This window comes from Actinomadura sp. 7K534 (assembly GCF_004348575.1).
Classification (GTDB): Bacteria; Actinomycetota; Actinomycetes; order Streptosporangiales; family Streptosporangiaceae; genus Spirillospora; species Spirillospora livida.
Window position 1 is genome coordinate 1 of the sequence record NZ_SMKB01000111.1, and the last position, 23,352, is coordinate 23,352.

Sequence of the window (23,352 nt, forward strand, 5' to 3'; positions counted from 1 at the left end):
CGCCCACCCGACGCGACAGTCGGGCCCGACGAATGACCGCCGCAGAAAACGAAGAGTCGGTTGGGTCGCGGAGCGACCCAACCGCCCCGGTGAAAGATCGAGGCTAGTATGCGACGGTGAAGCGGCGGCTGCCGGTCTACGCCGCACCGGGCGTGGCGGCAAGGGCTGGCGGCATCCTGCCCGGCGCATGTCGGGCTGGGACCGGCCAGCCTGGTGCTGTATGACGTGTCAGCGTTGTAATTCGAGACCGACACCGGCGACGGGTTCTGCGAACCGAGGTTCTCCGAGGAACGCTTTCTGGGGCCGCAGATCACGATCGAGCTGCTGACTGACGCCGCCGGGTTTCCGCTGATGGTGGAGTCCTTCGAGGGCAACGAGGCCGAAACGCGCACGATACTGCCGTTGATCGAAGCCTTCATGGCCACCCACCGGCTGGCCGATGTCACCATCGTGGCGGACGCGGGCATGATCTCCGAGGCCAACAATGGCCGCGATCGAGCGGGCCGGGCTGTCGTTCATCCTGGGCGTGCGCATCGGTGAGGTGCCCTATGCGGTGAAACAGTGGCAGCGCGAGTAACCCGATGCGCCGATCCCCGACGGGCACGTCTTCACCCAGCAGTGGCCGGCCAGCACCACTGGCAACCGGCGAGACCATGTCATCTACTACCAGTACCGCGCCGACCGGGCCCGCCGGACACTACGCGGGATCGACCAGCAGGTCGCCAAGGCCGAGCGCGCCGTCTCCGGGCACGCCCCGGTCAGCGCAACCGGTTCATCCAGCTCAAAATGCTCTCCCTTAACTGCCGGCCTCACGCAATCTTCTTGGGAGGCCCTCGCTTGAGGGCGAAGCTCGTTAGCAGCCGCCTACCGGACCCTGACGGCTATCCGTACCACAGCGCCAGGCGCCGACGAACGCATGATTTTCTTAATGGCCACAGAAAATCGCCTACTATCTTTAGCGCGCATCCCGCTAGAGTAGCGATACCTCAGAGGTAGGCGCTACATTACAGCCCCCGAGAGTCAAGTACTCGCTTGATATGATCTGCTGACTCGGCGAGGGACGACTGAGCGGTGTCGATAAATACAAGATCAGCCCCCGTCGCCGCATAGCAACGGACGCTGTTCTCGTACATAGCAAAGTATCGCCGGTTCAATTCAAATCCTTGGCGCTCTTTCCATGATTTAATAGATCTGTCATTGACACGCGTCCAGCAGGTATCAAAATCGGCCTCGCATACAACCGTAAGGGAATTACAGTGATAATCCATCAGCCCTTGCAGCAACGGTTCATACTGTTCTCTTGCCACATGGAGGTAGTCGAACCACGAGAGTAGGCTGATCATACCTCGGTCACAGAAGACCATATCGTGATTTCGGAGGGACCGATCAATGACACACTGTCTTTCGATTTCCAATGCGATCCTCAGCAACACTTCGACATTTGGAAGAGGTCGCAGATCCTCGCGTTCCAACACACTGGAAATGCCAAGCAATTCAGGTTCGGTTTTCCGGCCTACGACGCGAATATCATTACCGACTAGACTGGCGCGAACAGCATCGATCAAGGAGGACTTCCCTGAACCATCATAACCCTCAAAAACAACAGACCTTCTCTTCATAGTTCTATCCTCCCGATTGTTTTACGGTAAACCGGTTCATCCCATGCGATAGCCTTACTTCTTTTCTCCCGTCCCATACTGCAGGCCAGTCATAACAGCGACTGGATCTATCGTGACATTAATAAACGCCCCCTCCTTGAGATCATACACTCCGTCCGCATAGGTGCCCTTATTCCAATTTAGGCTACTGATATGGGCGATAATGTTGATAGTGCTGTAATGCGCCACCACCATTGACGTTTGAGATCCCTCTCGAAGCACTTTGACGAGCCCTTTTCCGACCCGGCCTGCTTGAGCATCCACGCTTTCCTCTTCGAATCGTGGCCGGAGAAAGCGCTCTCGATACGATAGGTCCATATAATGTGGACACTGCTCACGGACAAAGGCTTCTGTCTTCCCCTCGAATATGCCAGAATGATACGCCCGAAACTCTTCCACAATTCGAACATCCGCGTGAGGGTATATATAGGCTGTAGTCTCACGGCATCTACTAAGTGGAGAGGAAAATACTTTTGGGTCTTGAATGGACGCCAATGCCGATTTAGTCTCGGCGAGCTGGTCCTCGAATCCATCTTCGAGGGGAGCGTCGAATAGGCTGCCCCAAATACCGAGCCGCGCGCGCGTACTGGCCGCGTGGCGCACGAGAAATAGCTTCATGTACATCATTTGAGCACCTGATTCAGTCCTATTTAGTGTCCACAGCGGAAGTCATGATGCAGCATTATGCACGGCTAATTGTGACGTCGGGGCGCACTCGCACACCATCGCGGGTTGACAACTTAATATCTACTACTTCGGAGGGTGAATAGTATTTCGCAACCGTCTGAAGGCAGAACAGCGAGAAAAATCCAACGGGCAAAAGTGTTGATGAAGCGCCACCGGCCGCCCCCGCAGTTGCTCCAACTGCGAGGAATCCTTGGACGACACCAGGGATTTTCTCGATGACTTGAGTGACATCTGTGACCTTCGAGATGAACTGTGGTTTGAATCCCAACATTCCGACATCCTGGCCAACTTGCTTCGTAATCACTTGTGAGTACCTGCAAAGTGACTCCACAAGTTCCTCTTGCAAGGCCCTGTCGTGAGGTGCTGCCCGCCAATGAGCGAGTGATTCGAAGTATCGATCACATGCCTGTGTACTCCGGATCGTGAGTAGGACATCTCCACTCACCGACCGCAGGAATTGCGACCGGGGGAGTCGAATCGGCGCATCCATCTCCACATTTACAAACTCGGGAGCAGCTTCAACATCTGCCTCACCCATCAAAATGCCATCACGCCATAAATCCATTGCGGCAATAAAATGCTCCCATCGCGGGCTGTTGGGCACTGCTAGAAGGGTGTCCGCCAAACTGCGATTATAGAGCTCGCACACACAGGTGTAATAGGCGCGTAGATCACGTTCAGCAGAAGCACCCACTTCCGTTCTCACCCGAGACAACAACTCGTCGACACTGCTAATCCGATCACAGTTGCGTCCAAGAAGTCGCTCCCCGGATACCTGAATCAACTGACTGAGGAGGATACCCTCCGAGTTAAGCACAGCGGATGATCGGTCTGAAGCGATTGCGAGTTCCTGATTCACCCATTCTCGACTGCGACCCCAGAACCCAACAAAGTCATCCGGGTCGATCCGCATCTCCATAATCGGCGGTTCGCTAGCGTTGAGGTAGTGTATAAGAGCGGCCCCGAATGAAGCAGAGTTGTCGGCCGACGACCAATAGCCCGCTTGAAACGGTGTTCGATCAATCCGCTCCGCAATCTTCCTGGCATGGCGGCTAAAACCGCGACGGTCGGAATCTTCCATGAAACTGAGCAGGTCGGATAACTTGCTTGCTTCTCGCCGGAAGAATGGTGAAATAAATCCGTTACGAAGACCATTCTCTATCCAGGAGTCTCGTGAGGGGTAGTCGGCTAGATGACGACCGAGCCATTCACCCTGCAAAAAATAATGGTCCGGAATTGCGAGCGTCGGCTGCAGAAGCAGATTGTAATATAGGCTCCGGTCAAACACGTTGCGCGGTATTGCAAACTGATAGAATCCGTGACCTGCAGTGAATAGAGCGGCGTCAGACTGTTGCATATTATCCATTTGATTCGAGTCGTTCCCAATCGGTCGATATCAGGTACTCATTGTGTCTGCAGGTCAACAAGGTAACGGCGAATGAAGTTCTTGGTCTCGAATGGAATCGTCTGCCGATGAGGACGCTAGAACTACCGCTGTGATCGAGGAACACCCGGCCACACCCGCAGCGGCCCGCGCGAGGCCCCGGGGCGACTGTGCCAGGTAGCCGCAGTCGAGTCGGTACAGCCGACGTGCTAGTAGGCAGCCCAGCAACGGCAACGCAGGCTCGCCTGCGGTGAAACTGCGCTGCTAGCCGCACACCGGCCTCCAACGTCAACGACGAAGTACATTCTTCCACCCGTGCGCCGGGTTGACTGATGCCACTTGTGGCCGACCTCCGGTCTTGTGCTTGATGGGAGCGCAGCGCTACATGGAGATGTGAGCACGTCGACACGCAAGCAGGCTGGATAGACGATCTTCGTTAATCGCCTTGCAGGGAACTCAGAGGTCGCCAGTCGTGCAGGCCGCGCCGCGACCGGTCGGTGGCAACACCATCAGCAGCGGCTTAAACATCTGGCTGTCCTGTAGCCGGAGCGGCGCAGGCAGCATCGGCTGGTGTCCTTCGGGCAAGTGCTCCCACGCCTCTCCGCTCGTGCTGGAAGGGTTAGTTGCCGGTCGGGATTTGCAGGGCGGTGAGGGTGTCGGTGACCAGGTGGAGGTCCGGGCGGGAGGTGGAGCTTTCGGCTGCGATCTGGCGGGCGAGGGAAGGGTCGATCATGGCCTGCATGCGGTGCATCATTGCCTCCATGCGCGCCAGCATCGCCTCTTGCGGGTCTGGTTGTTTGGTCTCGTAGCCCAGCAGCACGTTCATCGTGGTTGCTGCGGCTTCGCTTTCCTCGGCCAGTGCCCAGACGTAGTGGGTGGTGGAGGTCAGGTCGTTGTGGCCCAGGCGGGCCTGGACGTCCGGCAGCGGGACGCCGTGTGCGAGTAGGAGGGAGGCGTGGGAGTGGCGCAGTTGGTACGGGGTCACATCGACGCCGACGGCTTTGCGGGCCGGGATCCAGATGGTGCTCCATTCACTGGGCGCCAGGTAGTCGTTTCCGTCGCGGCGGACTCGCTGGCGAGTGACCTTGCCCTTGCGGGCCATCGCCTGCACCCGATACTCCGACCGATGGTCCCGGTATGCCTGTACGCACGGCGCGCACCTGCAGCCGTGCTTGCGGTATGTACTGACCTTGGCGTGGGTGACGCGTGCGCCGGTGATGGGTGAGATGAAGGTGGTCTTCGCGGCGGCTTCCATCTCTGCTGCGGTGCAGCGCGGGAGGTTGACCCAGGCCGTGTCCGGCATGAACAACCGGACCGGGAAAATCAGGTCGCCGGACTTCATGCCGTGTTGTCGGACGTGGGCGCGGATCTTCTCCACCAGCGGCCTGCCGACCTTGAATCGGCGGTGTTCTCCGTTCTTGGTGTAGGGGCGGGTCACGAACCGGCCGCCGGTCGGGTGGAACTGCTTCGCCACCTCCACAGTCGAGCGGCACACGTTCAGCATGCCGGTGTCGTAGTCCAGGTCCCCCTCCTGGAAGGAGATCGCTTCGCAGAAGCGAACCCCGGTGGAGATGATGTACTCGGCGAACAGACGCTGCGTCGGCAGCGGCAGCTTGCTGCACAGCTCCCAGAACACCGTCTCGTTGATCACTTTGATGTTCTTGTGCGCGGCCTGCTTGCCGACGTTCAGGCCCCGGACAGGGTTGTCGGTGCGGCAGCCCAGCAGGATCGAGAGGCCGATCATCGCCGAGAGCACCTTCCGGCAGGCCCGCCTCGTGGTCACCGTCCGCTCCGTCTCCGCCAGCCAGGTGAAGAACTGGACGGCGCGGGCGGAGTCGAAGGTCGCCACCCGGTCGGCCTTCAGGAACGGGCGGACGTGGTTGATCCAGACCCCGAAGTAGGTCTGCATCGTGTTCGGCTCGACCCGGTGATGCCGCTGGAAGATCGGCCAGAACTCGTCGAACGTCATCGCGCGCCTCTGTGCCGGCGTCATCTCCCCCAGGACGCCGCCCTCGCGTCTGTTCTGCTCCCGGCGGGCCGCGGCCAACGCCTCTAATTCGTCGTCGTAGGTGCCGGCCGACCGGGGTGTCCCGGTCGTGTCGTAGTACATCCCCGTGAACCGGGTCGCCCCGGTTCGCTTGCTGACCTTCCTGGCTACGTACGGTTGCCGCACTGACTCCTCCTCTCGACCGGAGAACGAGTTAGCGAACCGGCTAGCGGACTGCCTGTCACAGCCCCGCACCAGCCACCACAGCACATGATCAACATGTCCTCTGACCTGCTATTTTACCTCATTTTCGAAGCCCTATCGAGTCTGGGAGGGCTCCGGCAACGTGGCGGCTTTGGATGTGCTGCGGGGGATGGTCAAGGATCCGCAGACGGTTGAGGCGCTGTTCGGTGAGGTCGAGCGGGCGGGCGGGGCCGATGCGCGGCTCGACGCGGCGACGCGCGAGGTGAAGGGGTCGCTGGCCGATCTCGCGACCATCGAGGTCCGCGCCCGGCGGGTCGTGGAGCGGCTGGCGCTGACGCTGCAGGGGTCGCTGCTGGTCCGGTACGGGCACCCGGCGGTCGCGGACGCCTTCTGCGCGACGCGCCTGGGCGGCGACTGGGGCAGCGCCTTCGGCACCCTGCCGGCCGGCCTGGACCTCGCCCCGATCATCGAGCGCGCCACCCCGAAACTCGGCTGACCCAGCACTTGAAGTCAGGCCCCTGGAGCCCGCCGACCTCTTCCGGATGAGTCGAAGGGCGCGGACGTCACTCCTCGCGCCGGAGTTGGGTCGTGGTGGTCGTCGGCGTGGGAAGCGGTTCGGTGGCTGACGGGGTGGCGGGGTTTGCCGGAGTTAGACTGCGTCGGGTGTTCGTGGCAGAGAGTGAGTCATGGCGGGAGTACGGCCCCTCACCGCTGCCCAAGGTGTTGCAGGGTGCCCTGCGGGTGTTCGCAGAGCACGGGTATGAGGGTGCCGGCATCCGTGACCTGGCCACCGCCGCCGGACTCTCCGTCCCCGGGATGTACCACCACTACCGGTCCAAGCAGGACATCCTGGTCAGCCTGCTGGAATCGGCCCTCACGGATCTGATCGGTCGGTGCCGGACCGCGCTGGCGTCCGCCGGAGCCGAGCCGATCGCACGGTTCGACGCTCTGGTGGAGTGCCTGGTGCGGTTTCACATGTTCCGGCGGGCGGAGGCCTTCGTCGCCTCCACCGAGTTGCGCAGCCTTGAGCCCGGCAATCGTGACCGGTGTGTCACACTCCGCGATGAGCTGCAGCGGATGGTGGCCGACGTGATCGAGGCGGGCTGTGCCGCCGGCGTCTTCTCGACGCCCTACCCCTCGGACGCGGCGCGGGCGGTGTCGACCCTCTGCGTCGGGGTCGCGACGTGGTACCGCGAGGACGGCCCCCTCGCTCCGGACCAGGTCGTCGAACGCCAGCTCGTCCTGCTCCGGAGCCTCGTCGGGCTTCGCTGACACCTCGCTTGACCGGCTCCGGCGGCGTCTGGGAGGCTAGCTGGCCGAGCGATCGATCGGTCGGTCAGAGGAGTACTCCATGTCGCAGGTTCAGAGCGTGCTCGACAAGACTCGCCAGTTCATCCGGGCCGAGGTCCTGGCCCTGGACGACGAGTTCGACGGCGACATCCACGCCGCCGGAGGCGAGGAGGCACGACGGCGACTGCAGGCCGGCGCCCGCGCCGAGGGGCTCCTGTCCCCGCACGGCCCCGTCGAGTACGGCGGGCTGGGCATGGACATGTCGGACCGCGCCCCGGTGTTCGAGGAGGCGGGCTACTCCCTGTTCGGCCCGGTCGCGCTGAACATCAACGCGCCGGACGAGGGCAACGTCCACCTGCTGGACCGCGTCGCCTCGGACGAGCAGCGCGAGCGCTACCTCAAACCGCTGGTCCAGGGCGAGTGGCGGTCCGCCTTCGCGATGACCGAGCCGGCGCCGGGCGCGGGTTCGGATCCCGCCGCGCTGGCCACCCGGGCCGCCCGGGTCGACGGCGGGTGGCTGATCAACGGGCACAAGCACTTCATCACCGGCGCCGACGGCGCGGACTTCTTCATCATCATGGCGCGGACCAGCGGGGAGCCGGGAGGCGCCGGCGGGGCGAGCATGTTCCTGGCGCCCGCCGGCCGCGAGGGCATCGAGCTGACCCGCCACATCGGCACCATGGACCTGTCGATGCTGGGCGGCCACTGCGAACTCCTGCTCAACGACGTCTTCGTGCCCGACGAGGACGTGCTGGGCGAGATCGACCAGGGCTTCCGGGCCGCCCAGGTGCGGCTCGGTCCAGCCCGGATGACGCACGTGATGCGGTGGACCGGCGCGGCCCGGCGGGCGCACGAGGTCGCCGTCCGGTACGCGGCCTCCCGGCGGGCCTTCGGGACGCGGCTGGCCGACCTCGGCATGGCGCAGCAGCTCATCGCGGACAACGAGATCGATCTGGCCGCGACCCGCGCGCTGCTGCGCGAGGCGTGCGCCGAACTGGACGCCGGCGGCCGCGCGTCGAAGTCGACCTCGATCGCCAAGACCTTCGCGGCCGAGGCGCTCAACCGCGTGGTCGACCGGGCCGTGCAGCTCTGCGGCGGGCTCGGGGTGTCCCGTGACCTGCCGGTCGCCAAGATCGCCCGCGAGCTGCGTCCCTTCCGGATCTACGACGGGCCCTCCGAGGTGCACCGCTGGTCGATCGCCAAGCGCGCGGTGCGCGAACTCGGCGAGGCGGAGCCCCGGTGAGCGCGCCGGCCGGGCAGATCGACTCCGGGCTCACCGAGCAGGAGCTGGCGCGGATCGCGGACGCCATGCAAGCGGGCGGCGTCGGTCTGGCCGGTCCGCTGCAGGCCGGCCTGATCACCGGAGGCCGGTCCAACCTCACCTACCGGCTGACCGACGGGGAGGCGCGGTGGGTGATGCGGACCCCGCCCCGGGCCGGACGCACCCCCTCGGCGCACGACGTCGCGCGGGAGTACCGGGTCACCGCCGCGCTCGGCCAGACGGACGTACCGGTCGCCCCGGCCGTCGTCCTCTGCGAGGACGAGTCGCTGATCGGCGGTCCGTTCGCGGTGGCCGAGTTCGTCTCGGGCTCCACGATCCAGACCCGAGAGGACATGGAGGCCCTCGACGGCCCTGCTCTGCAAGCGGCCGTGGCCGACCTCGTCGCCACCCTCGCCGCGCTGCACCGGGTCGACCACGTCGCCATCGGCCTGGAACGCTTCGGCCGCCCCGACGGGTACGCCGAACGGCAGCTCAAGCGCTGGACGGGACAGTGGGAACTCGTGGGGAGCGAGGAGCTGCGGCCGCTCGCCGACGAGCTGAGCGCCCGCCTCGCCGCGGCGGTCCCGGAGCAGCGTGCAACCGGCATCGTCCACGGCGACTTCCGCATCGACAACACCATCCTGGACCTCAAGGCCGGTCCACGGGTGGCCGCCGTCGTCGACTGGGAGCTGTCGACCATCGGTGACCCCGTGGCGGACGTCGCGATGATGTGCGCCTACCGCCATCCGGTCTTCGACCTGATCGTCGGCGAACCCAGCGCATGGGCGAGCGACCGGCTGCCCGAGCCCGACGACCTGGCGGCGGCCTACGAGGCGGCGGACGGGGTTCGCCTGGCCGACTGGGACTTCCACCTGGCCCTGGCCTATTTCAAGATCGGCGTCATCGCTGCGGGCATCGACTACCGGGTACGTGCCGGCGCCGCCTCCGGACGCGGCTTCGACACGACCGGGGCAACGGTCGAGACCTACCTTGACCTCGGACTGAAGACGCTCGGAGGTCGGAGCAAGGCCGGCGGGCGAGGCGCCACCGGCAGCTGATGCCTCGGTAGGGCGGGTCACCTGGCGCGGCCGGTGCGATACCGAGGGTCAAGAGATCGTAAACTGATAACCATGTCCGGCGATGGCCCCTCGTGCACGTGCGTGATCTGCCGTGACTACGGGGACCGCGACCGGCTGGACAACTTCCAGCTCCGCACCATCGTGCACGTGACGCAGTACGGATGGAGCGTCGTCCTCGTCCACGCGGACGGCGACCGGCCCGGGTGGGCGTACACGGTCGGCCTCTGGCACAGCCACCGCGCGCCCGAGCTGGCGATGTTCGGCGGGGACGTCTACGAGACCGAGGAGATCCTCAACACCCTCGGCCGCCACACCGCCGAGGGGCTCGTTCCGGCGGACGGCGAGCGCCGCGACGGCGTCGTCCGCGGGCAGGCCGCGGCGTTCCGGGAGATCGACCCGCGCTGGTACGACGGGCTGTTCGGCGGCGCCGTCGCGTTCTACCGCCGGCCTCCGCTGCCGATGCTCCAGGTCGTCTGGCCCAACGGCGACGGCCTGTTCCCCTGGCAGCCCGGCACCGACCTGCCGTTCCGCCACTCCCAGCCGTGGCTGTGGCTCGACCCGAAACAACACTCCGCCGGGGTGTGGACGCGGCGGCCCTGACAGGTCTCCCCCGGCATTGGCCTACCATCGGCGGAGTGTACGGGCCGCTCGCCGAGACCATCCGGACCCAGCGCCTCGTCCTGGAACCGCTGGCGGTCCACCACGCCGACGAGATGGCCCCGGTCCTGGACGACCCGCGCCTGCACCGCTACATCGGCGGCGCTCCCCTGGCCCGGGACGAGTTGCGCGCCCGCTACTCCCACCTGGTCGCCGGGCCGGCCCCCTTCCACCAGGAGTACTGGCTGAACTGGATCGTCCGCCGGGCCCGCGACGGCCAGGCCGTCGGCTACGTGCAGGCGACCGTCACGCCCGCGCCGCCCGGGTTCGCCGTGGCGCCCGCGTCGACCGGCTCGGCGGTGACGCCGGGCCCGCCGCGCCGCATCGCGTCCGTCGCCTGGGTCATCGGGACCCCCTACCAGGGCTTCGGCTTCGCCACCGAGGCCGCCCGCGCCCTGCTCGGCTGGCTCGTCTCGCACGGCGTCCACGACGTCGTCGCCACCGTCCACCCGGACAACGGGCCCTCCGCGGCCGTCGCCGCCAAGCTCGGCCTGCACCGCACCGGCGACACCACGGCCGACGGCGAGGACGTCTGGCGCCTCCCCCGCACGGCGACATGACACCCTGGTGTGGCGTAAGGGGTGGGGGCTGGCGGACGGTGGGTAGGCCACAATCGACGGGCCAGGACGGACCGGCGGAGGAGTTGGAACATGCGGGAGGTTTGGCCCGGGGACCCCTATCCGCTGGGCGCCACCTGGGACGGCACGGGCACGAACTTCGCGCTGTTCTCCGAAGTGGCCCGGCGGGTCGAGCTGTGCCTCTTCGACGACCGCGGCCAGGAGACGCGGCGCGACCTGCCCGAGGTGGACGGCTTCGTCTGGCACGGCTACCTGCCCGGCGTCGGCCCCGGGCAGCGGTACGGGTACCGGGTGCACGGGCCGTTCGATCCGCGCGAGGGGCACCGCTGCAACCCGTCCAAGCTGCTGCTCGACCCGTACGGCAAGGCCGTCGAGGGCGACGTCCGCTGGCACGAGTCGCTGTTCTCCTACCGGTTCGACGACCCCGACGCGCTGAACGAGGACGACAGCGCCCCCTACATGCCGAAGAACGTCGTCATCAACCCGTTCTTCGACTGGGCGGACGACCGGCCGCCGCGCGTCCCCTACCACGAGAGCGTCATCTACGAGGCGCACGTGAAGGGCCTGACGAAGCTGCACCCGGCGATCCCCGAGGAGCAGCGCGGCACCTACGCCGGGCTGGCCCACCCGGTGATGATCGACCACCTGCTCGACCTCGGCGTGACGGCCGTGGAGCTGATGCCGGTGCACCAGTCGGTCCCCGAGCACGCGCTGGTGGCGCGGGGCCTGGACAACTACTGGGGCTACAACACGATCGGGTTCTTCGCGCCGCACAACTCCTACAGCTCGTCCGGGCAGTACGGGGAGCAGGTGCTGGAGTTCAAGGCGATGGTCCGCGCCCTGCACGAGGCGGGCATCGAGGTCATCCTGGACGTCGTCTACAACCACACCGCCGAGGGCGACCACCTCGGGCCGACGCTGTCGTTCCGCGGCATCGACAACGCCTCCTACTACCGCCTCCGCGACGACGACAAGCGCTACCACCTCGACTACACCGGCTGCGGCAACTCGCTGAACGTCCGGAACCCGCACGCGCTGCAGCTCATCATGGACTCGCTGCGCTACTGGATCCTGGAGATGCACGTCGACGGGTTCCGCTTCGACCTCGCCTCGGCGCTGGCCCGCGAGCTGCACGACGTCGACCGGCTCGCGGCGTTCTTCGACCTCGTCCAGCAAGACCCGGTCGTGTCCCAGGTGAAGCTCATCGCGGAGCCGTGGGACGTCGGTGAGGGCGGTTACCAGGTCGGCAACTTCCCGCCGCTGTGGACGGAGTGGAACGGCAAGTACCGCGACACCGTCCGCGACTTCTGGCGCGGCTCCTACGCGACGATGCCGGAGTTCGCGTCCCGCCTCACCGGCTCGTCCGACCTGTACGAGCACAGCGCGCGCCGCCCGTTCGCGTCCATCAACTTCGTGACGTGCCATGACGGGTTCACGCTCACCGACCTCGTCTCCTACGACCACAAGCACAACGAGGCCAACGGCGAGAACAACCGGGACGGTACCGACGACAACCGGTCGTGGAACTGCGGCGTGGAGGGACCCACCCGCGAACCCGCCGTCCTGGAGCTGCGCGCCCGCCAGCGCCGCAACTTCCTGGCGACCCTCTTCCTCTCCCAGGGCGTGCCGATGCTCTCCCACGGGGACGAGCTGGGCCGCACCCAGAGGGGCAACAACAACGCCTACTGCCAGGACAACGAGACCGCGTGGGTGCACTGGGAGGACTCCGACGACATGGAGTTCGTCCGGATCCTGTCCAGGCTGCGCCATGACCATCCGGTGTTCCGGCGCCGCCGCTTCTTCACCGGCAGGGGCACCGGCGCCGCCGCCGACATCGCGTGGCTGACCCCGGCCGGGGAGAGCATGACCGACCACGACTGGAACGTCGGTTTCGCCAAGTCCCTCGGGGTCTTCCTCAACGGCGACGCCATCACCGAACCCGATCCGCGGGGACGCCGCGTCCGCGACGACTCGTTCCTCCTGCTCATCAACGCCGGCTCGGAGGACGTCGAGTTCACGCTCCCCGGCGGCGAGTACGGCGAGCGCTGGGAGTTCACCCTCGCCACCGCCGAGCCCGGCACGATCGGCGAACGCCCCCGCTTGAAGGCCAGGGACACCGTGACGATCCCCGACCGTGCCCTGGCCGTCCTGCGGCGCCTGCCCTAGGGACGGCCCTAGCCACGGGTCACCTCGATGGCGCTCAGCAGGACCAGGACGAACGTGGCGGCCGCGACGGCGGCGTGGACGGCGACGGCCGCGGCGGGGAACCGCTGGTCGGCGCCGCGGGCGTGCCGGCCGCCGCGTCCGACGAGCCAGCGGGTGAACAGCATGAAGCCCTGGAAGGTGACGACCAGCAGCACCGCGAAGGCGAGCCAGACGTACGCGGCCCGCGCGGTGGCCAGGTAGGCGATCCAGGCGGCCAGGCCGGCGATGCCGAGGAGCGGATGCCCCGCCACGACCAGGGCGGGGAACCGCGTCACCTTGGCCGGCGGTCCCCCCTTCGCCAGCCAGTTGAACAGCAGATGGCCGCCCCCCAGTGAGGCCACCACCCAGGCGCCCAGCGCGGCGATCTCCACCCCCCGCTCCCCTCTATGAACATTCGCGTTCCCCATCCCCGGCAATAAGTGTCGCCTCCGGATACTTCCGGGGTGACGGATTCGTGAAGATTGGTGCGCGGGACGCCCTCCGCGACCGGTTCCGGGCGTCGAGTAGCTTGGGGTTCCATGCGGAGCCTTTCCCCGGAACCCGGCGACGTCGACCTCGTCGAGAGGTACGCCTATCCGCGCGGCGGCGGCACCTGGATGCGGGCCAACATGGTCGCCAGCCTGGACGGGGCGGCGCAGCGCGACGCGCGCAGCGGCGGCCTCGGCAACGCCGCGGACCGCCACCTGTTCCTGCTGCTCCGCGGGCTCGCCGACGTGGTCGTCGTCGGCGCCGGGACCGTCCGCACCGAGGGGTACGGGCCGGTGAAGCCGAGCGAGGGCTGGGACGGCGTCCGCGAGGGGCGGTCCCCCGTCCCGCCGCTGGCGATCGTCTCCCGCACGCTCGACCTCGACTTCGACGCGCCGGTCTTCACCGAGGCGAAGGCCCGGACGATCCTGCTGACCACCGCGACCGCCGACCCGGCACGCCTGGAGACGGCGCGGGCACGCGCCGACGTCATCGTCGCCGGGAGGGACACCCTCGATTTCGCCGCCGCCGTCGGGGAGCTCGAGGCACGCGGACACAGGCGCCTCCTGTGCGAGGGCGGTCCGGGCGTCCTCGCACAGGTGGTGGCCGCCGGGCTGCTGGACGAGCTGTGCCTCACGCTGAGCCCGCTCCTGCTCGCCGGCCACCCGGCACGGATCCTGGACGGGCCGCCCCTGCACGTCCCTCCGGAGCTGACCCTCGCCCACACCCTCCAGGACGAGGACTTCCTCTTCCTGCGCTACACCCGCAGCCGGTAGCGGGTGAACAGCACGCCCTCCTCCAGGTAGAGGGCCGCCAGGTCGAGCGCGGCCTCGGTGTCCAGGCCGCCTAGGAGGCGGGTGTGTCGGATGTCGCCGAGGAGGGTCGGCGCGATGTTGAGGCAGAGTTCGTCCACGAGGGACGCGCGGATCAGCGCCGCCGCCAGGGCTGGGCCGCCCTCGCATAGAAGACGGTCGTATCCGAGGTCCTCGCGGAGCGTCTTCACAGCCTTGGGGAGGTCGACGTCGTCCTCCCCTGCATCGACCACCTGGATATGGCCGGGGACCTTTTTCCGGGCGCTCCGCGAGGTCACGACGATCGTCGGTGTCTCGGCTTCGGTGAACAGGGGAAGCGCCCAGTCGAGCTCCAGGGAACGACTCACCACGACGATGGGGGCGGGTGGGCCGCCGCGGCGCGCGCGCAGATCCTTGCGGAGGCGGGCGGGGCCGAGCCGTCCTGTGCGGACGGTCGCGGCCCCTACGAGAATCGCGTCGGCGAGGGCGCGCAGGGTGCGGAACACGCGGAAGTCGGCGTCTCCGCCGAGCGCGTCCGTCCAGCCGTCCGCGTCGGTGGCGGAGCCGTCGGCGCTCATCACCATGCCGACGCGCAGGCCCGGCGCGTCCGCGTAGGCGTCGTAGGGGTCGATGCCATCGGCGGCGGGCTCGGGCAGCAGACGGCGCATGACCTGCACATTATCCAACGGCCGTTTTGCGGACCCGGGATGTCCTTTTGTCGGTGCCGGGGCGCAAGATGGGGGGATGGACCTGCCGATCAGCCCGCCGCTGCCGCCGATGCTGGCCAAGGCGGTCAAGAGCATGCCCAAGGGCGACCTGCTGTACGAGCCGAAGTGGGACGGTTTCCGCTGCATCGTCTTCCGCGACGGCGACGAGGTGGAGCTGTCCAGCCGCGGCCGCAAGCCGCTCACCCGCTACTTCCCGGAACTGGTCGAGGCGGTGAAGCGCGAGCTGCCCGAGCGGTGCGTGGTCGACGGGGAGATCGTCCTGCCGAAGGGGAACCGCCTCGACTTCGACGGGCTCCAGCAGCGCATCCACCCGGCCGCGTCGCGGATCAAGCTGCTGTCGGAGCAGACCCCGGCGTCGTTCATCGCGTTCGACCTGCTGGCCCTCGGCGACGAGTCGCTGCTGGAGGTGCCGCTGGGCGAGCGGCGGCGGCGCCTGGTCGACGCGCTGTCCGGGGTGAAGCCGCCGATCCACGTGACGCCGGTGTCGGACTCCTACGACCTTGCACTGCGCTGGTTCGAGGAGTTCGAGGGCGCGGGGCTCGACGGCGTCATCGCCAAGCCGCGCGACACGGTGTACGAGCCGGACAAGCGCGTCCTGTTCAAGGTCAAGCACGAGCGGACCTGCGACTGCGTGGTGGCGGGCTTCCGGTGGCACAAGTCCGGCCCCATCGTCGGCTCGCTGCTGCTGGGCCTCTACAACTCCGCGGGGAAGCTCCAGCACGTCGGGGTGGCGGCGTCGTTCACGATGAAGCGGCGCGCCGAGCTGGTCGAGGAGCTGGAGCCGTACCGGCTGCAGAACCTGGACGAGCACCCGTGGGCGGAGTGGGCCGCGCAGACGGAGGCGACCGTCGACCGCATGCCCGGCGCCATCTCCCGCTGGACCGGCAAGAAGGACCTGAGCTGGGTGCCGCTGCGTCCGGAGCTGGTCGTGGAGGTGGCCTACGAGGGGATGGAGGGCGAGCGGATCCGGCACACGGCCCGCTTCCGCAACTGGCGCCCGGACCGGACGCCGGAGTCGTGCACGTACGAGCAGCTGGAGGTGCCGGTCGCGTACGACCTGAACGACGTCCTCGCGGGCGGGGCGACGAGTCCGCGCGTCGACCGCTGACCGCGCCCGGCCTTCACCAACGAACGGCACACGCGACCTCAGGGGCTCCGTGGTGCGGTCGTTGGGCGTGCCGTGCGGGGGGGTCAGCCACCGCCGTGATGATCTTCCGCGGAAAACTCACGCGCGAAGGAGGTCAGGGATGATAGGGTGGCGACTTACGTTTTGCGCACACAAAACCCATCCTATGTATAGGAGTGTAGCCGAGGTATGGGACTCCGTCAAGCGGACGCTGTCAACCCCGAACGCGAGGAAAAGGCGCGCGCGGCCGCGATGCGCGTGGAACAGGAGTACGTGTCCCGCCTCTACACGCGGCTCGACGTCGAGCGCGCGAGCGCCGAGGCGGCGATGCGCGAGGGGCCGGCCGCGGGCGGCGGGAGCGCGTTCCAGGCCAGGCTGGAGAGCGCCGTCGCCACCGACGAGGCGGCCCGCCGCCTCGCCAGGCTCAGCGGCGTCGAGCACGGGCTGTGCTTCGGGCGGATCGACCACCGGGCGGACGCCGACGGCCCCGGCGACACGTTCTACATCGGCCGCATCGGCCTCCGCGACGCGGACCACGAGCCGATCCTGATCGACTGGCGCGCCGCGGCGGCGCGCCCGTTCTACACGGCCACGCCCGGCGCCCCCGGCACCCTCGCGCGCCGCCGCCACCTGCACCTGCGCGGCCGCGAGGTCGTCCGGCTGGACGACGAGGTGTTCGACCTTCAGGGCCTGGGCGAGTCCGACCGCGCCGGCATCGTCGGGGAGGCCGCGCTGCTCGCCACCCTCCGCCGGGGCCGGACGGGTCGGATGAGCGACGTCGTGGCCACGATCCAGGAGGAGCAGGACCAGGTCATCCGGTCCGGCCTGCACGGCGTCCTCGTCGTCCAGGGCGGCCCGGGAACCGGCAAGACGGTCGCCGCCCTGCACCGGGCCGCGTACCTGCTCTACACGCACCGGGACGTCCTCGAACGGCGCGGGGTGCTCGTCGTGGGCCCGAACGCCACGTTCCTGCGCTACATCGAGCAGGTGCTCCCCGGCCTGGGCGAGACCGACGTCGCCCTGGCCACGGTCGGCGAGCTCTACCCCGGCATCAAGGCGAAGGCCACGGACGCCCCAGCGGTCGCCGTCATCAAGGGTGACCTGCGTATGGCGGACGTGGTGGAGGCGGCCGTCCACGACCGGCAACGCGTCCCCGCGGGCGGCCTGCACATCGAGACCGATGGGCTCACCCTGGTCGTGGACGCCGAGAAGTGCGCGCAGATACGCGACCGTGCCCGCTCCCTGCGTCTCCCCCACAACGTCCAGAGGCGGCGCTTCGTCCACGACATGCTGGAGGCCCTCGCCATCAACCGGGCAGAGCAGTACGACCGCATCATGGACGAGCCCCTGGAAGAGATGGCGAAGAACGGCGGGCTCCCTGACTGGCTCCAGGAGCTCATCGACGAGGCGGAGGACGAACCCCTCCTGGACGAGACCGACCTCCGCCTCGCCAAGGAAGCCCTCTGGCAGGACCCTGCCGTCCACAGCGCCCTCAACGCCCTCTGGCCCGAGCTGACCCCGGAGCAACTCCTGGCCGACTTCTTCGGCGATCCCGACGCCCTCGCCCGGGTGGGCGCGCAGGCCGGCCTCGACTGCACGCCTCTCCACCGTCCGCCCAACGCCCCATGGACGATTTCGGACGTCCCCCTCCTGGACGAGGCCGCCGAACTCCTCGGCAAGGACGACTCCGCGGAGAAGGCCCGTCAGCGCGCCGCGGAGGCCGCACGCGCCAAGGAGGAGCTGTACGCCCGCGAGGTCATCGAGACCGCCGACACGGGGCACCCGGAGCGCCTCACCGCCGCCGACCTGCTCACCGCCGCCGAGCTGGCCGAGCGCCACCACGACGACGGCCCGCCGCTCACCACCGCCCAGCGCGCCCTCGCCGACCGCGAATGGGCGTACGGGCACGTGATCGTGGACGAGGCGCAGGAACTCTCCGAGATGGCCTGGCGCACCGTGATGCGCCGCGTCCCGACCCGCTCCCTCACCGTCGTCGGCGACATCGCCCAGACCGGCAGCGCCGCCGGCGCCGCGTCATGGGCGCAGATGCTCGACCGCTACGTCCCGGGCCGCTGGCGCGAGCAGCGGCTCATGGTCAACTACCGCACCCCGGCCGCCATCATGCGGGTCGCCGCCGACGTCCTGGAGGCCGTCGCCCCCGGCGAGACACCCCCCGAATCCGTCCGAGACGAGGGCGCCCCGCCGGTCGCGACCGCGATGCCGGTCACCGGGCTGCCCGCCCTCGTCCGGTCGGAACTGGAGCTCGTCACCGGCGGGACGCCCGACGACATCGGCGGCGCCTTCAAGGAGGGCCGCCTGGCCGTGATCACCTCCGCCGCCCGCCACCCGGCCGTCCTGGAGGCCCTCCCGGACGCCGCCGCGGGCGCCACCCCCGAGGCCCTCGACTCCCCCGTCGTCGTCCTGACCGCGGAGGAGGCCAAGGGCCTGGAGTTCGACTCGGTCATCGTCGTAGACCCGGCGGGCATCCTGACCGAGTCCCCCAAGGGCGGCCAGGACCTCTACGTGGCCCTGACCCGAGCCACCCGCCGCCTGACCGCCGTCCACGACAACGACCTCCCGCCCCTCCTGTCGGGAATGGCTCAACGGCCGCGGGACGAGAGTTAGCGGCGGCGGTTCAGGGGGCGGCGCCAGGAAATGCCGGTGCCGGGGATGCGGAAGGTCATGTAGCGGCGGCCGTCCGCCGAGCGGGTGTAGCGGGCGCCGCGGCCACCCACGCTGTGGCCCACGCCCTTGCGGGAGAGGTTGAGGCGGAACGGACCCTTACGGAGCGACTTTCGATAATGCCAACCCATGGCCGGTGGATTCCCGGTGCCCCGCCGGGAATCCATCGTGGTATTCACGGACAGGCCGAGATGGCAGATTCGGTCAGGCCGAAGCGTGGCAAGGGTAGGAGCTGACCAAAACCGGTCCGAGTTCGTCGTGCGGCGGCTCTTTACCGGGCGTCCCGGTTGAAGGAGCGTGTGCCTCCGTAGAGATCATTTTCTGATTTCGGAGGTGTGCGGGTTGACCAGGCGATCCCTGAGACGCACCCGGCGGACGATGACGGCGGCCGTGCTGACCGGCGCGGCGCTCGTCGTCGGCGGAGGCGGGGCGGCGGCGCTGGCGCAGGCGCCGCCGCAGATCGTGGTGAAGGACGGCGCGACGCAGCCGGTCTTCTCCTACAAGGACGCGATCCGCGAGCACGTCTACGTCGAGTCGAGCGTGGACAGCGACCGCGACGGCAGGCGCGACCGCGTCAACGTCGACATCATCCGGCCCAGGGAGACCGAGAACGGTCTCAAGGTGCCGGTGATCATGGACGAGAGCCCCTATTACGACAACGCGGGGCGCGGCAACGAGGGCGAGCGCAAGACCTACGACGCCGACGGGAACCCGGTGAGGTTCCCGCTCTTCTACGACAACTACTTCGTCCCCCGCGGGTACGCGTTCCTCGCCGTCGACATGGTCGGGACGACGCGGTCGGACGGCTGCCCCGTCAGCGGCGGGCCGAGCGACGTCCTCGGCGGCAAGGCCGTGGTGGACTGGCTGAACGGGCGCGCCAAGGCGTACCGGGCGGACGGCAGCCCGGTGCGGGCGTCCTGGTCCACCGGCCGCACCGCCATGATCGGCAAGTCCTACGACGGGACGCTCGCCAACGGCGTCGCCGCGACCGGCGTCCGGGGCCTGGAGACGATCGTCCCCATCACGTCGATCAGCAGCTGGTACGACTACAGCCGCATGAACGGCGTCAAGTACTGGACGGACGAGCAGCCGTGGCTCTCCGACTACGTCGACACCGACCCGCCCGAGAAGTGCGCCGCGGTCAGGGCGGACCTGGACGAGGGCGAGGACGACGCGACCGGCAACTACAACGCCTACTGGAAGACCGCCGACTACCGGGACGGCACGATCGCCCGCGCCTCCCGCGTCCGGGCGAGCGTCTTCGCGGTGCACGCGGTCAACGACATGAACGTGAAGCCCGACCACTTCGCCGAATGGTGGGAGGCCCTGGCGCGGCACGGCGTCCAGCGCAAGGTGTGGCTGACGCAGCGCGGCCACGTCGACCCCTTCGACTTCCGGCGCGACCACTGGGTGACCACCCTGCACCGGTGGTTCGACCACGAGCTTCACAAGATCCGCAACGACGTCATGCGGGAGCCCCGCGCCGACATCGAGATCGGGCCCGACCAGTGGATCACCCAGCGGGACTGGCCGGCCCGCGACGCGCGCGCCATCACCCTGCGGCCCGGCGCGGACGGCACCCTCGGCCTGACGCGGGCCCCGAAGGGCGCGACGGCCACGTTCACCGACGCTCCGGGCCCGCGCGGCCAGGGGCACCCGGAGAGCGCGATGGTCGCCGACCCGACGGCGGAGCAGCCGTTCCGGACCGCGTTCGTGTCCGCGCCGCTGCCGCGGACCGGGCGGCTGTCGGGGACGCCCGAGGCACGGCTGAGGATCAAGTTGGACGCGCCGACGTCCAATGTCACCGCGCTGCTCGTCGACTACGGCGAGGACACCCGGGTGGACTACCTCGGGCCCGGCTCCGGCATCCGCACCCTGGACACCGAGTCGTGCCACGGTGAGAGCACCGAGGCCGACGACGCCTGCTACCGGGAGACCGAGGTCAGGACGGTCACCTCGCCGGTGAACGTGGTCGCCCGCGGCTGGCTCGACGCCCAGAACCACCGGTCGCTGAGCCGCCCGAGCCCGCTCCGGCCCGGCCGCTACTACGACGTCCGGTGGGAGACGCTCAGCCAGGAGTACGTGCTGAAGAAGGGCCACCGCCTCGCGCTGGTCCTGGCCGGGACGGACTCCGACTACAACACCGAGACGCCCACGGGCGCCCAGGTGACGGTGGACCTGCGCGGCAGTTCCGTCCGCGTCCCGGTGGTCATCGGCGCGGACGAGCCGTCGTCGATGGTCGCCCCGCCGCAGCCGGAGACGCCCTGGCGGGGCCCGTCCGAGGTGACGCTCCCCGTCCAGGAACGCGAGTTCCGGTGATCGCCGGCGGCCCCGCCGTCCCGTGCCGCACGGGACGGCGGGGCCGCCCCGTCACCGGTTGTCGGTGTCCTTGCTGGGCTGGACCCGCTTGGGCTCGCCGGGCATCTTCGGGTAGTTCGGCGGATACGGCATGTCGCCGAGGCCGTGGTCGTTCTCGTCGCGGTCGGCCATCTCCAGCAGGCCCTCCAGGGAGAACGCCTCGTCGTCGATGGACGCGTGCAGGTCGCCGAGTTCGGCGAAGCGGGCGGGCATCGTGGCGATGGTGAAGTCGTGCGGGTCGACGTCGGGCAGCTCGTCCCAGGTCACGGGCGCCGACACCGGGGCGTGCGGGGCCGGGCGGACGCTGTAGGCCGACGCGATCGTACGGTCGCGGGCGTTCTGGTTGTAGTCGATGAAGACCTGCTCCCCGCGCTCCTCCTTCCACCACCTCGTGGTGACCTCGGCGGGGTTGCGGCGCTCCACCTCGCGGCCGAACGCGAGGGCGGCGCGGCGGACCTCGGTGAACGTCCAGCGCGGCTCGATGCGGACGTAGATGTGCACCCCGGCCTTGCCGGAGGTCTTCACGTAGCCGGTGAAGCCGAGTTCCGACAGCAGGTCGCGGGCCGGGCCGAGCGCGACGCGGACGGCGTCGGCGAAGTCGGTGCCGGGCTGCGGGTCGAAGTCGATGCGCAGCTCGTCGGGGTGGTCGACGTCGTCCCTGCGGACGGGCCACGGGTGGAACGTCAGCGTCCCGAGGTTCGCGGCCCAGGCGACCACGGCGGGCTCGGTCGGGCAGACCTCGTCGGCGGAGCGGCCGCTGGGGAACTTGATCCGGGCGGTCTGCACCCAGTCGGGCGCGCCCTTCGGGATGCGCTTCTGGTAGAACGCGTCGGACTTGCCGGCGCCCATGCCCGCCTGGCCGCGCGCGTAGTCCTCCCGGGTGGCCATCCTGGCGCCCTCGAACACGCCCGCGGGCCAGCGCTCCAGCGTCGTCGGGCGGTCGCGGGTGGCGCGGACGATGCCCTCGCCCACGGCCAGGTAGTACTCCACCAGCTGCCGCTTGGTGTAGCCGTGCTCCGGAAAGTAGACCTTGTCGGGGTTGGTCACCTTGACGAGCCGATCCCCGACCGGGATCTCGATGAAGGGCGAGGCCATACGGGCACGTTAACCCACGGCACGACAGTGCCGCGCGACCACCCCGGCGGGTACCTTCGGAGGCATGGAGAAGATCCGCAAGAGCGAGGAAGAGTGGCGGGCGCAGCTCAGCCCCGAAGAGTTCCACGTGCTGCGGGAGGCGGGGACCGAGAAGCCGTTCACCGGCGAGTACAACGACACGAAGACCGTCGGCGTGTACCGGTGCCGTGCCTGCGGTACGGAGCTGTTCCGCTCGGAGACCAAGTTCGAGAGCCACTGCGGCTGGCCGTCGTTCTACGCCCCGTCGGACTCCGACGCGGTCACCCTGATCGAGGACCGCTCGCTCGGCATGGTCCGCACCGAGGTGCGGTGCGCGGCGTGCGACTCGCACCTGGGCCACGTGTTCCACGGCGAGGGCTACGGCACCCCGACCGACGACCGCTACTGCATCAACTCGGTGTCGCTAACCCTCGAACCCGCCGAATAGGCAACCGGGCCGGGCGCTCGGGCGTCCCATGGACGACGGCTCACCGCCAGGGGGTCTCCATGGGCGAGTCAAGCGCCGAGTCCGGTCCGGGCGAGTTCGACCATTACACCACCGCTCTGCTGTTCGGCGGGCCGGAGCGCGTCGTCCAGGTCGCGGTCCTCATGCTCCACGAGCAGCGCCGCATCCGGATCTCCCGCGCGACGCGCCGGGTCGAGGTCGTGCGGCGCGAGCCCGCCGACCCGGAGCGGGAGGACGATCCGGTGCAGGCCGCCGTTCTCGGCGAGATCCCCCGCGTGGGCCGCCCCCTCGGGCAGGTGATCGCGGCGGTGGCCCGCTCGCCGGAGGTGCGCGCCCATCGCGGACGCCATGCGCGAGATCGGGCTGATGCGAGGCAGGCGGCTGCGCCCCACCCGGGACGGCAGGGCGCTCCGCCGGATGATCGCCGAAGAGCGGGACGCGTCCCGGCCGGGGCGGCTCGCGGTGCTCGGCCCGGCCGGCGTCGAGGAGACCCGGCTGCGGGAGATCCTGGAGGCCGACGACCCGGAGCCGCTCGACCTGCCGCACTACCGGGCGCGCAGCCGCTGGTACACCGGCACGGGCGGCGGCGCGTACGGCGGCGGAGCCGGCGGAGGCGACTTCGGTGGCGGGGAC

The 23,352-nt window shown here is 68.6% G+C and carries 21 protein-coding genes and 2 pseudogenes; 14 read left to right on the forward strand and 9 right to left on the reverse strand.

Going from position 1 to position 23,352, the window contains the following annotated elements; all coding sequences use genetic code 11:
- Positions 1 to 107 precede the first annotated feature (107 nt).
- A pseudogene (locus E1266_RS39495) lies at positions 108 to 760 on the forward strand (transposase); the annotation flags it as partial.
- A 244-nt stretch (positions 761 to 1,004) separates the two neighbouring features.
- On the opposite strand, the gene E1266_RS21320 reads toward E1266_RS39495, so the two are convergent.
- From E1266_RS21320 to E1266_RS21335, 4 genes are all read right to left on the reverse strand, one after another.
- Positions 1,005 to 1,619, reverse strand: coding sequence for an AAA family ATPase (locus tag E1266_RS21320; RefSeq protein WP_132049598.1), 615 nt, complete (start codon positions 1,617 to 1,619; stop codon positions 1,005 to 1,007).
- 54 nt (positions 1,620 to 1,673) lie between these two features.
- Complete coding sequence (locus tag E1266_RS21325) at positions 1,674 to 2,285, reverse strand: histidine phosphatase family protein (RefSeq protein ID WP_132049600.1); 612 nt, start codon at positions 2,283 to 2,285, stop codon at positions 1,674 to 1,676.
- 55 nt (positions 2,286 to 2,340) lie between these two features.
- Positions 2,341 to 3,702, reverse strand: a complete 1,362-nt coding sequence (locus E1266_RS21330; protein ID WP_132049602.1) for a hypothetical protein — start codon at positions 3,700 to 3,702, stop codon at positions 2,341 to 2,343.
- Between the two features lie 646 nt (positions 3,703 to 4,348).
- Positions 4,349 to 5,986 carry a tyrosine-type recombinase/integrase gene (locus tag E1266_RS21335; RefSeq protein WP_132049604.1) on the reverse strand — a complete coding sequence of 546 codons (1,638 nt, stop codon included), beginning with the start codon at positions 5,984 to 5,986 and terminating at the stop codon, positions 4,349 to 4,351.
- A gap of 76 nt (positions 5,987 to 6,062) precedes the next feature.
- Here E1266_RS21335 and E1266_RS21340 point away from each other — a divergent pair, with 76 nt between their 5' ends.
- The 7 genes from E1266_RS21340 to glgX all read left to right on the forward strand — a co-directional run bounded on the left by E1266_RS21340 (position 6,063) and on the right by glgX (position 12,951).
- Positions 6,063 to 6,416 carry a hypothetical protein gene (locus E1266_RS21340; RefSeq protein WP_347876737.1) on the forward strand — a complete coding sequence of 118 codons (354 nt, stop codon included), beginning with the start codon at positions 6,063 to 6,065 and terminating at the stop codon, positions 6,414 to 6,416.
- Between the two features lie 92 nt (positions 6,417 to 6,508).
- A complete protein-coding gene (locus E1266_RS21345; RefSeq protein WP_243718683.1) occupies positions 6,509 to 7,192 on the forward strand; it encodes a TetR/AcrR family transcriptional regulator in 684 nt (227 codons plus the stop codon).
- Positions 7,193 to 7,271: 79 nt separating this feature from the next.
- A complete protein-coding gene (locus E1266_RS21350; RefSeq protein WP_132049606.1) occupies positions 7,272 to 8,453 on the forward strand; it encodes an acyl-CoA dehydrogenase family protein in 1,182 nt (393 codons plus the stop codon).
- The gene (locus E1266_RS21355; protein WP_207945808.1) at positions 8,450 to 9,529 is read left to right on the forward strand and encodes a phosphotransferase family protein; all 1,080 of its coding nucleotides are present in this window, start codon (positions 8,450 to 8,452) and stop codon (positions 9,527 to 9,529) included. The genes E1266_RS21350 and E1266_RS21355 overlap by 4 nt, the downstream gene beginning before the upstream one ends.
- Positions 9,530 to 9,601: 72 nt before the next feature.
- A complete protein-coding gene (locus E1266_RS21360; RefSeq protein ID WP_132049608.1) occupies positions 9,602 to 10,150 on the forward strand; it encodes a DUF4262 domain-containing protein in 549 nt (182 codons plus the stop codon).
- A gap of 35 nt (positions 10,151 to 10,185) precedes the next feature.
- Complete coding sequence (locus tag E1266_RS21365) at positions 10,186 to 10,767, forward strand: GNAT family N-acetyltransferase (protein WP_132049610.1); 582 nt, start codon at positions 10,186 to 10,188, stop codon at positions 10,765 to 10,767.
- A 90-nt stretch (positions 10,768 to 10,857) separates the two neighbouring features.
- Positions 10,858 to 12,951 (forward strand): glycogen debranching protein GlgX, encoded by a 2,094-nt coding sequence (gene glgX, locus E1266_RS21370; RefSeq protein ID WP_132049612.1) that lies wholly within the window; start codon positions 10,858 to 10,860, stop codon positions 12,949 to 12,951.
- Positions 12,952 to 12,959: 8 nt separating this feature from the next.
- Here the strand turns inward: glgX and E1266_RS21375 are convergent, their stop codons facing one another.
- Positions 12,960 to 13,361 (reverse strand): hypothetical protein, encoded by a 402-nt coding sequence (locus E1266_RS21375; RefSeq protein WP_243718684.1) that lies wholly within the window; start codon positions 13,359 to 13,361, stop codon positions 12,960 to 12,962.
- Between the two features lie 147 nt (positions 13,362 to 13,508).
- On the opposite strand from E1266_RS21375, the gene E1266_RS21380 reads away from it, so the two are divergent.
- The gene (locus E1266_RS21380; RefSeq protein WP_132049616.1) at positions 13,509 to 14,231 is read left to right on the forward strand and encodes a pyrimidine reductase family protein; all 723 of its coding nucleotides are present in this window, start codon (positions 13,509 to 13,511) and stop codon (positions 14,229 to 14,231) included.
- Here the strand turns inward: E1266_RS21380 and E1266_RS21385 are convergent.
- Positions 14,213 to 14,914 (reverse strand): dihydrofolate reductase family protein, encoded by a 702-nt coding sequence (locus tag E1266_RS21385; protein ID WP_132049618.1) that lies wholly within the window; start codon positions 14,912 to 14,914, stop codon positions 14,213 to 14,215. The genes E1266_RS21380 and E1266_RS21385 overlap by 19 nt on opposite strands.
- A 76-nt stretch (positions 14,915 to 14,990) precedes the next feature.
- On the opposite strand from E1266_RS21385, the gene E1266_RS21390 reads away from it, so the two are divergent.
- Entirely contained in the window at positions 14,991 to 16,082 is a 1,092-nt protein-coding gene (locus tag E1266_RS21390) for an ATP-dependent DNA ligase (protein ID WP_132049620.1), read from the forward strand.
- 207 nt (positions 16,083 to 16,289) lie between these two features.
- Positions 16,290 to 18,725, forward strand: a complete 2,436-nt coding sequence (locus E1266_RS21395) for an ATP-binding domain-containing protein (RefSeq protein ID WP_132049621.1) — start codon at positions 16,290 to 16,292, stop codon at positions 18,723 to 18,725.
- Here the strand turns inward: E1266_RS21395 and E1266_RS21400 are convergent.
- Positions 18,722 to 18,949: a DUF4236 domain-containing protein gene (locus E1266_RS21400; protein WP_347876738.1), complete on the reverse strand. Its 228-nt coding sequence runs from the start codon at positions 18,947 to 18,949 to the stop codon at positions 18,722 to 18,724. The genes E1266_RS21395 and E1266_RS21400 overlap by 4 nt on opposite strands.
- Before the next feature lie 175 nt (positions 18,950 to 19,124).
- On the opposite strand from E1266_RS21400, the gene E1266_RS21405 reads away from it, so the two are divergent.
- The gene (locus tag E1266_RS21405) at positions 19,125 to 21,101 is read left to right on the forward strand and encodes a Xaa-Pro dipeptidyl-peptidase (protein ID WP_243718686.1); all 1,977 of its coding nucleotides are present in this window, start codon (positions 19,125 to 19,127) and stop codon (positions 21,099 to 21,101) included.
- Positions 21,102 to 21,152: 51 nt separating this feature from the next.
- Here the strand turns inward: E1266_RS21405 and E1266_RS21410 are convergent, their stop codons facing one another.
- Positions 21,153 to 22,235, reverse strand: coding sequence for a DNA polymerase domain-containing protein (locus E1266_RS21410; RefSeq protein ID WP_132049625.1), 1,083 nt, complete (start codon positions 22,233 to 22,235; stop codon positions 21,153 to 21,155).
- 64 nt (positions 22,236 to 22,299) lie between these two features.
- Here E1266_RS21410 and msrB point away from each other — a divergent pair, with 64 nt between their 5' ends.
- The gene (gene msrB, locus E1266_RS21415) at positions 22,300 to 22,701 is read left to right on the forward strand and encodes a peptide-methionine (R)-S-oxide reductase MsrB (protein ID WP_132049627.1); all 402 of its coding nucleotides are present in this window, start codon (positions 22,300 to 22,302) and stop codon (positions 22,699 to 22,701) included.
- Positions 22,702 to 22,769: 68 nt separating this feature from the next.
- Here msrB and E1266_RS21420 read toward each other — a convergent pair whose 3' ends face one another.
- Positions 22,770 to 23,069: a hypothetical protein gene (locus E1266_RS21420; RefSeq protein WP_132049629.1), complete on the reverse strand. Its 300-nt coding sequence runs from the start codon at positions 23,067 to 23,069 to the stop codon at positions 22,770 to 22,772.
- On the opposite strand from E1266_RS21420, the pseudogene E1266_RS38130 reads away from it, so the two are divergent.
- A pseudogene (locus E1266_RS38130) lies at positions 23,068 to 23,352 on the forward strand (hypothetical protein); the annotation flags it as partial. The gene E1266_RS21420 and the pseudogene E1266_RS38130 sit on opposite strands and share 2 nt — an antisense overlap.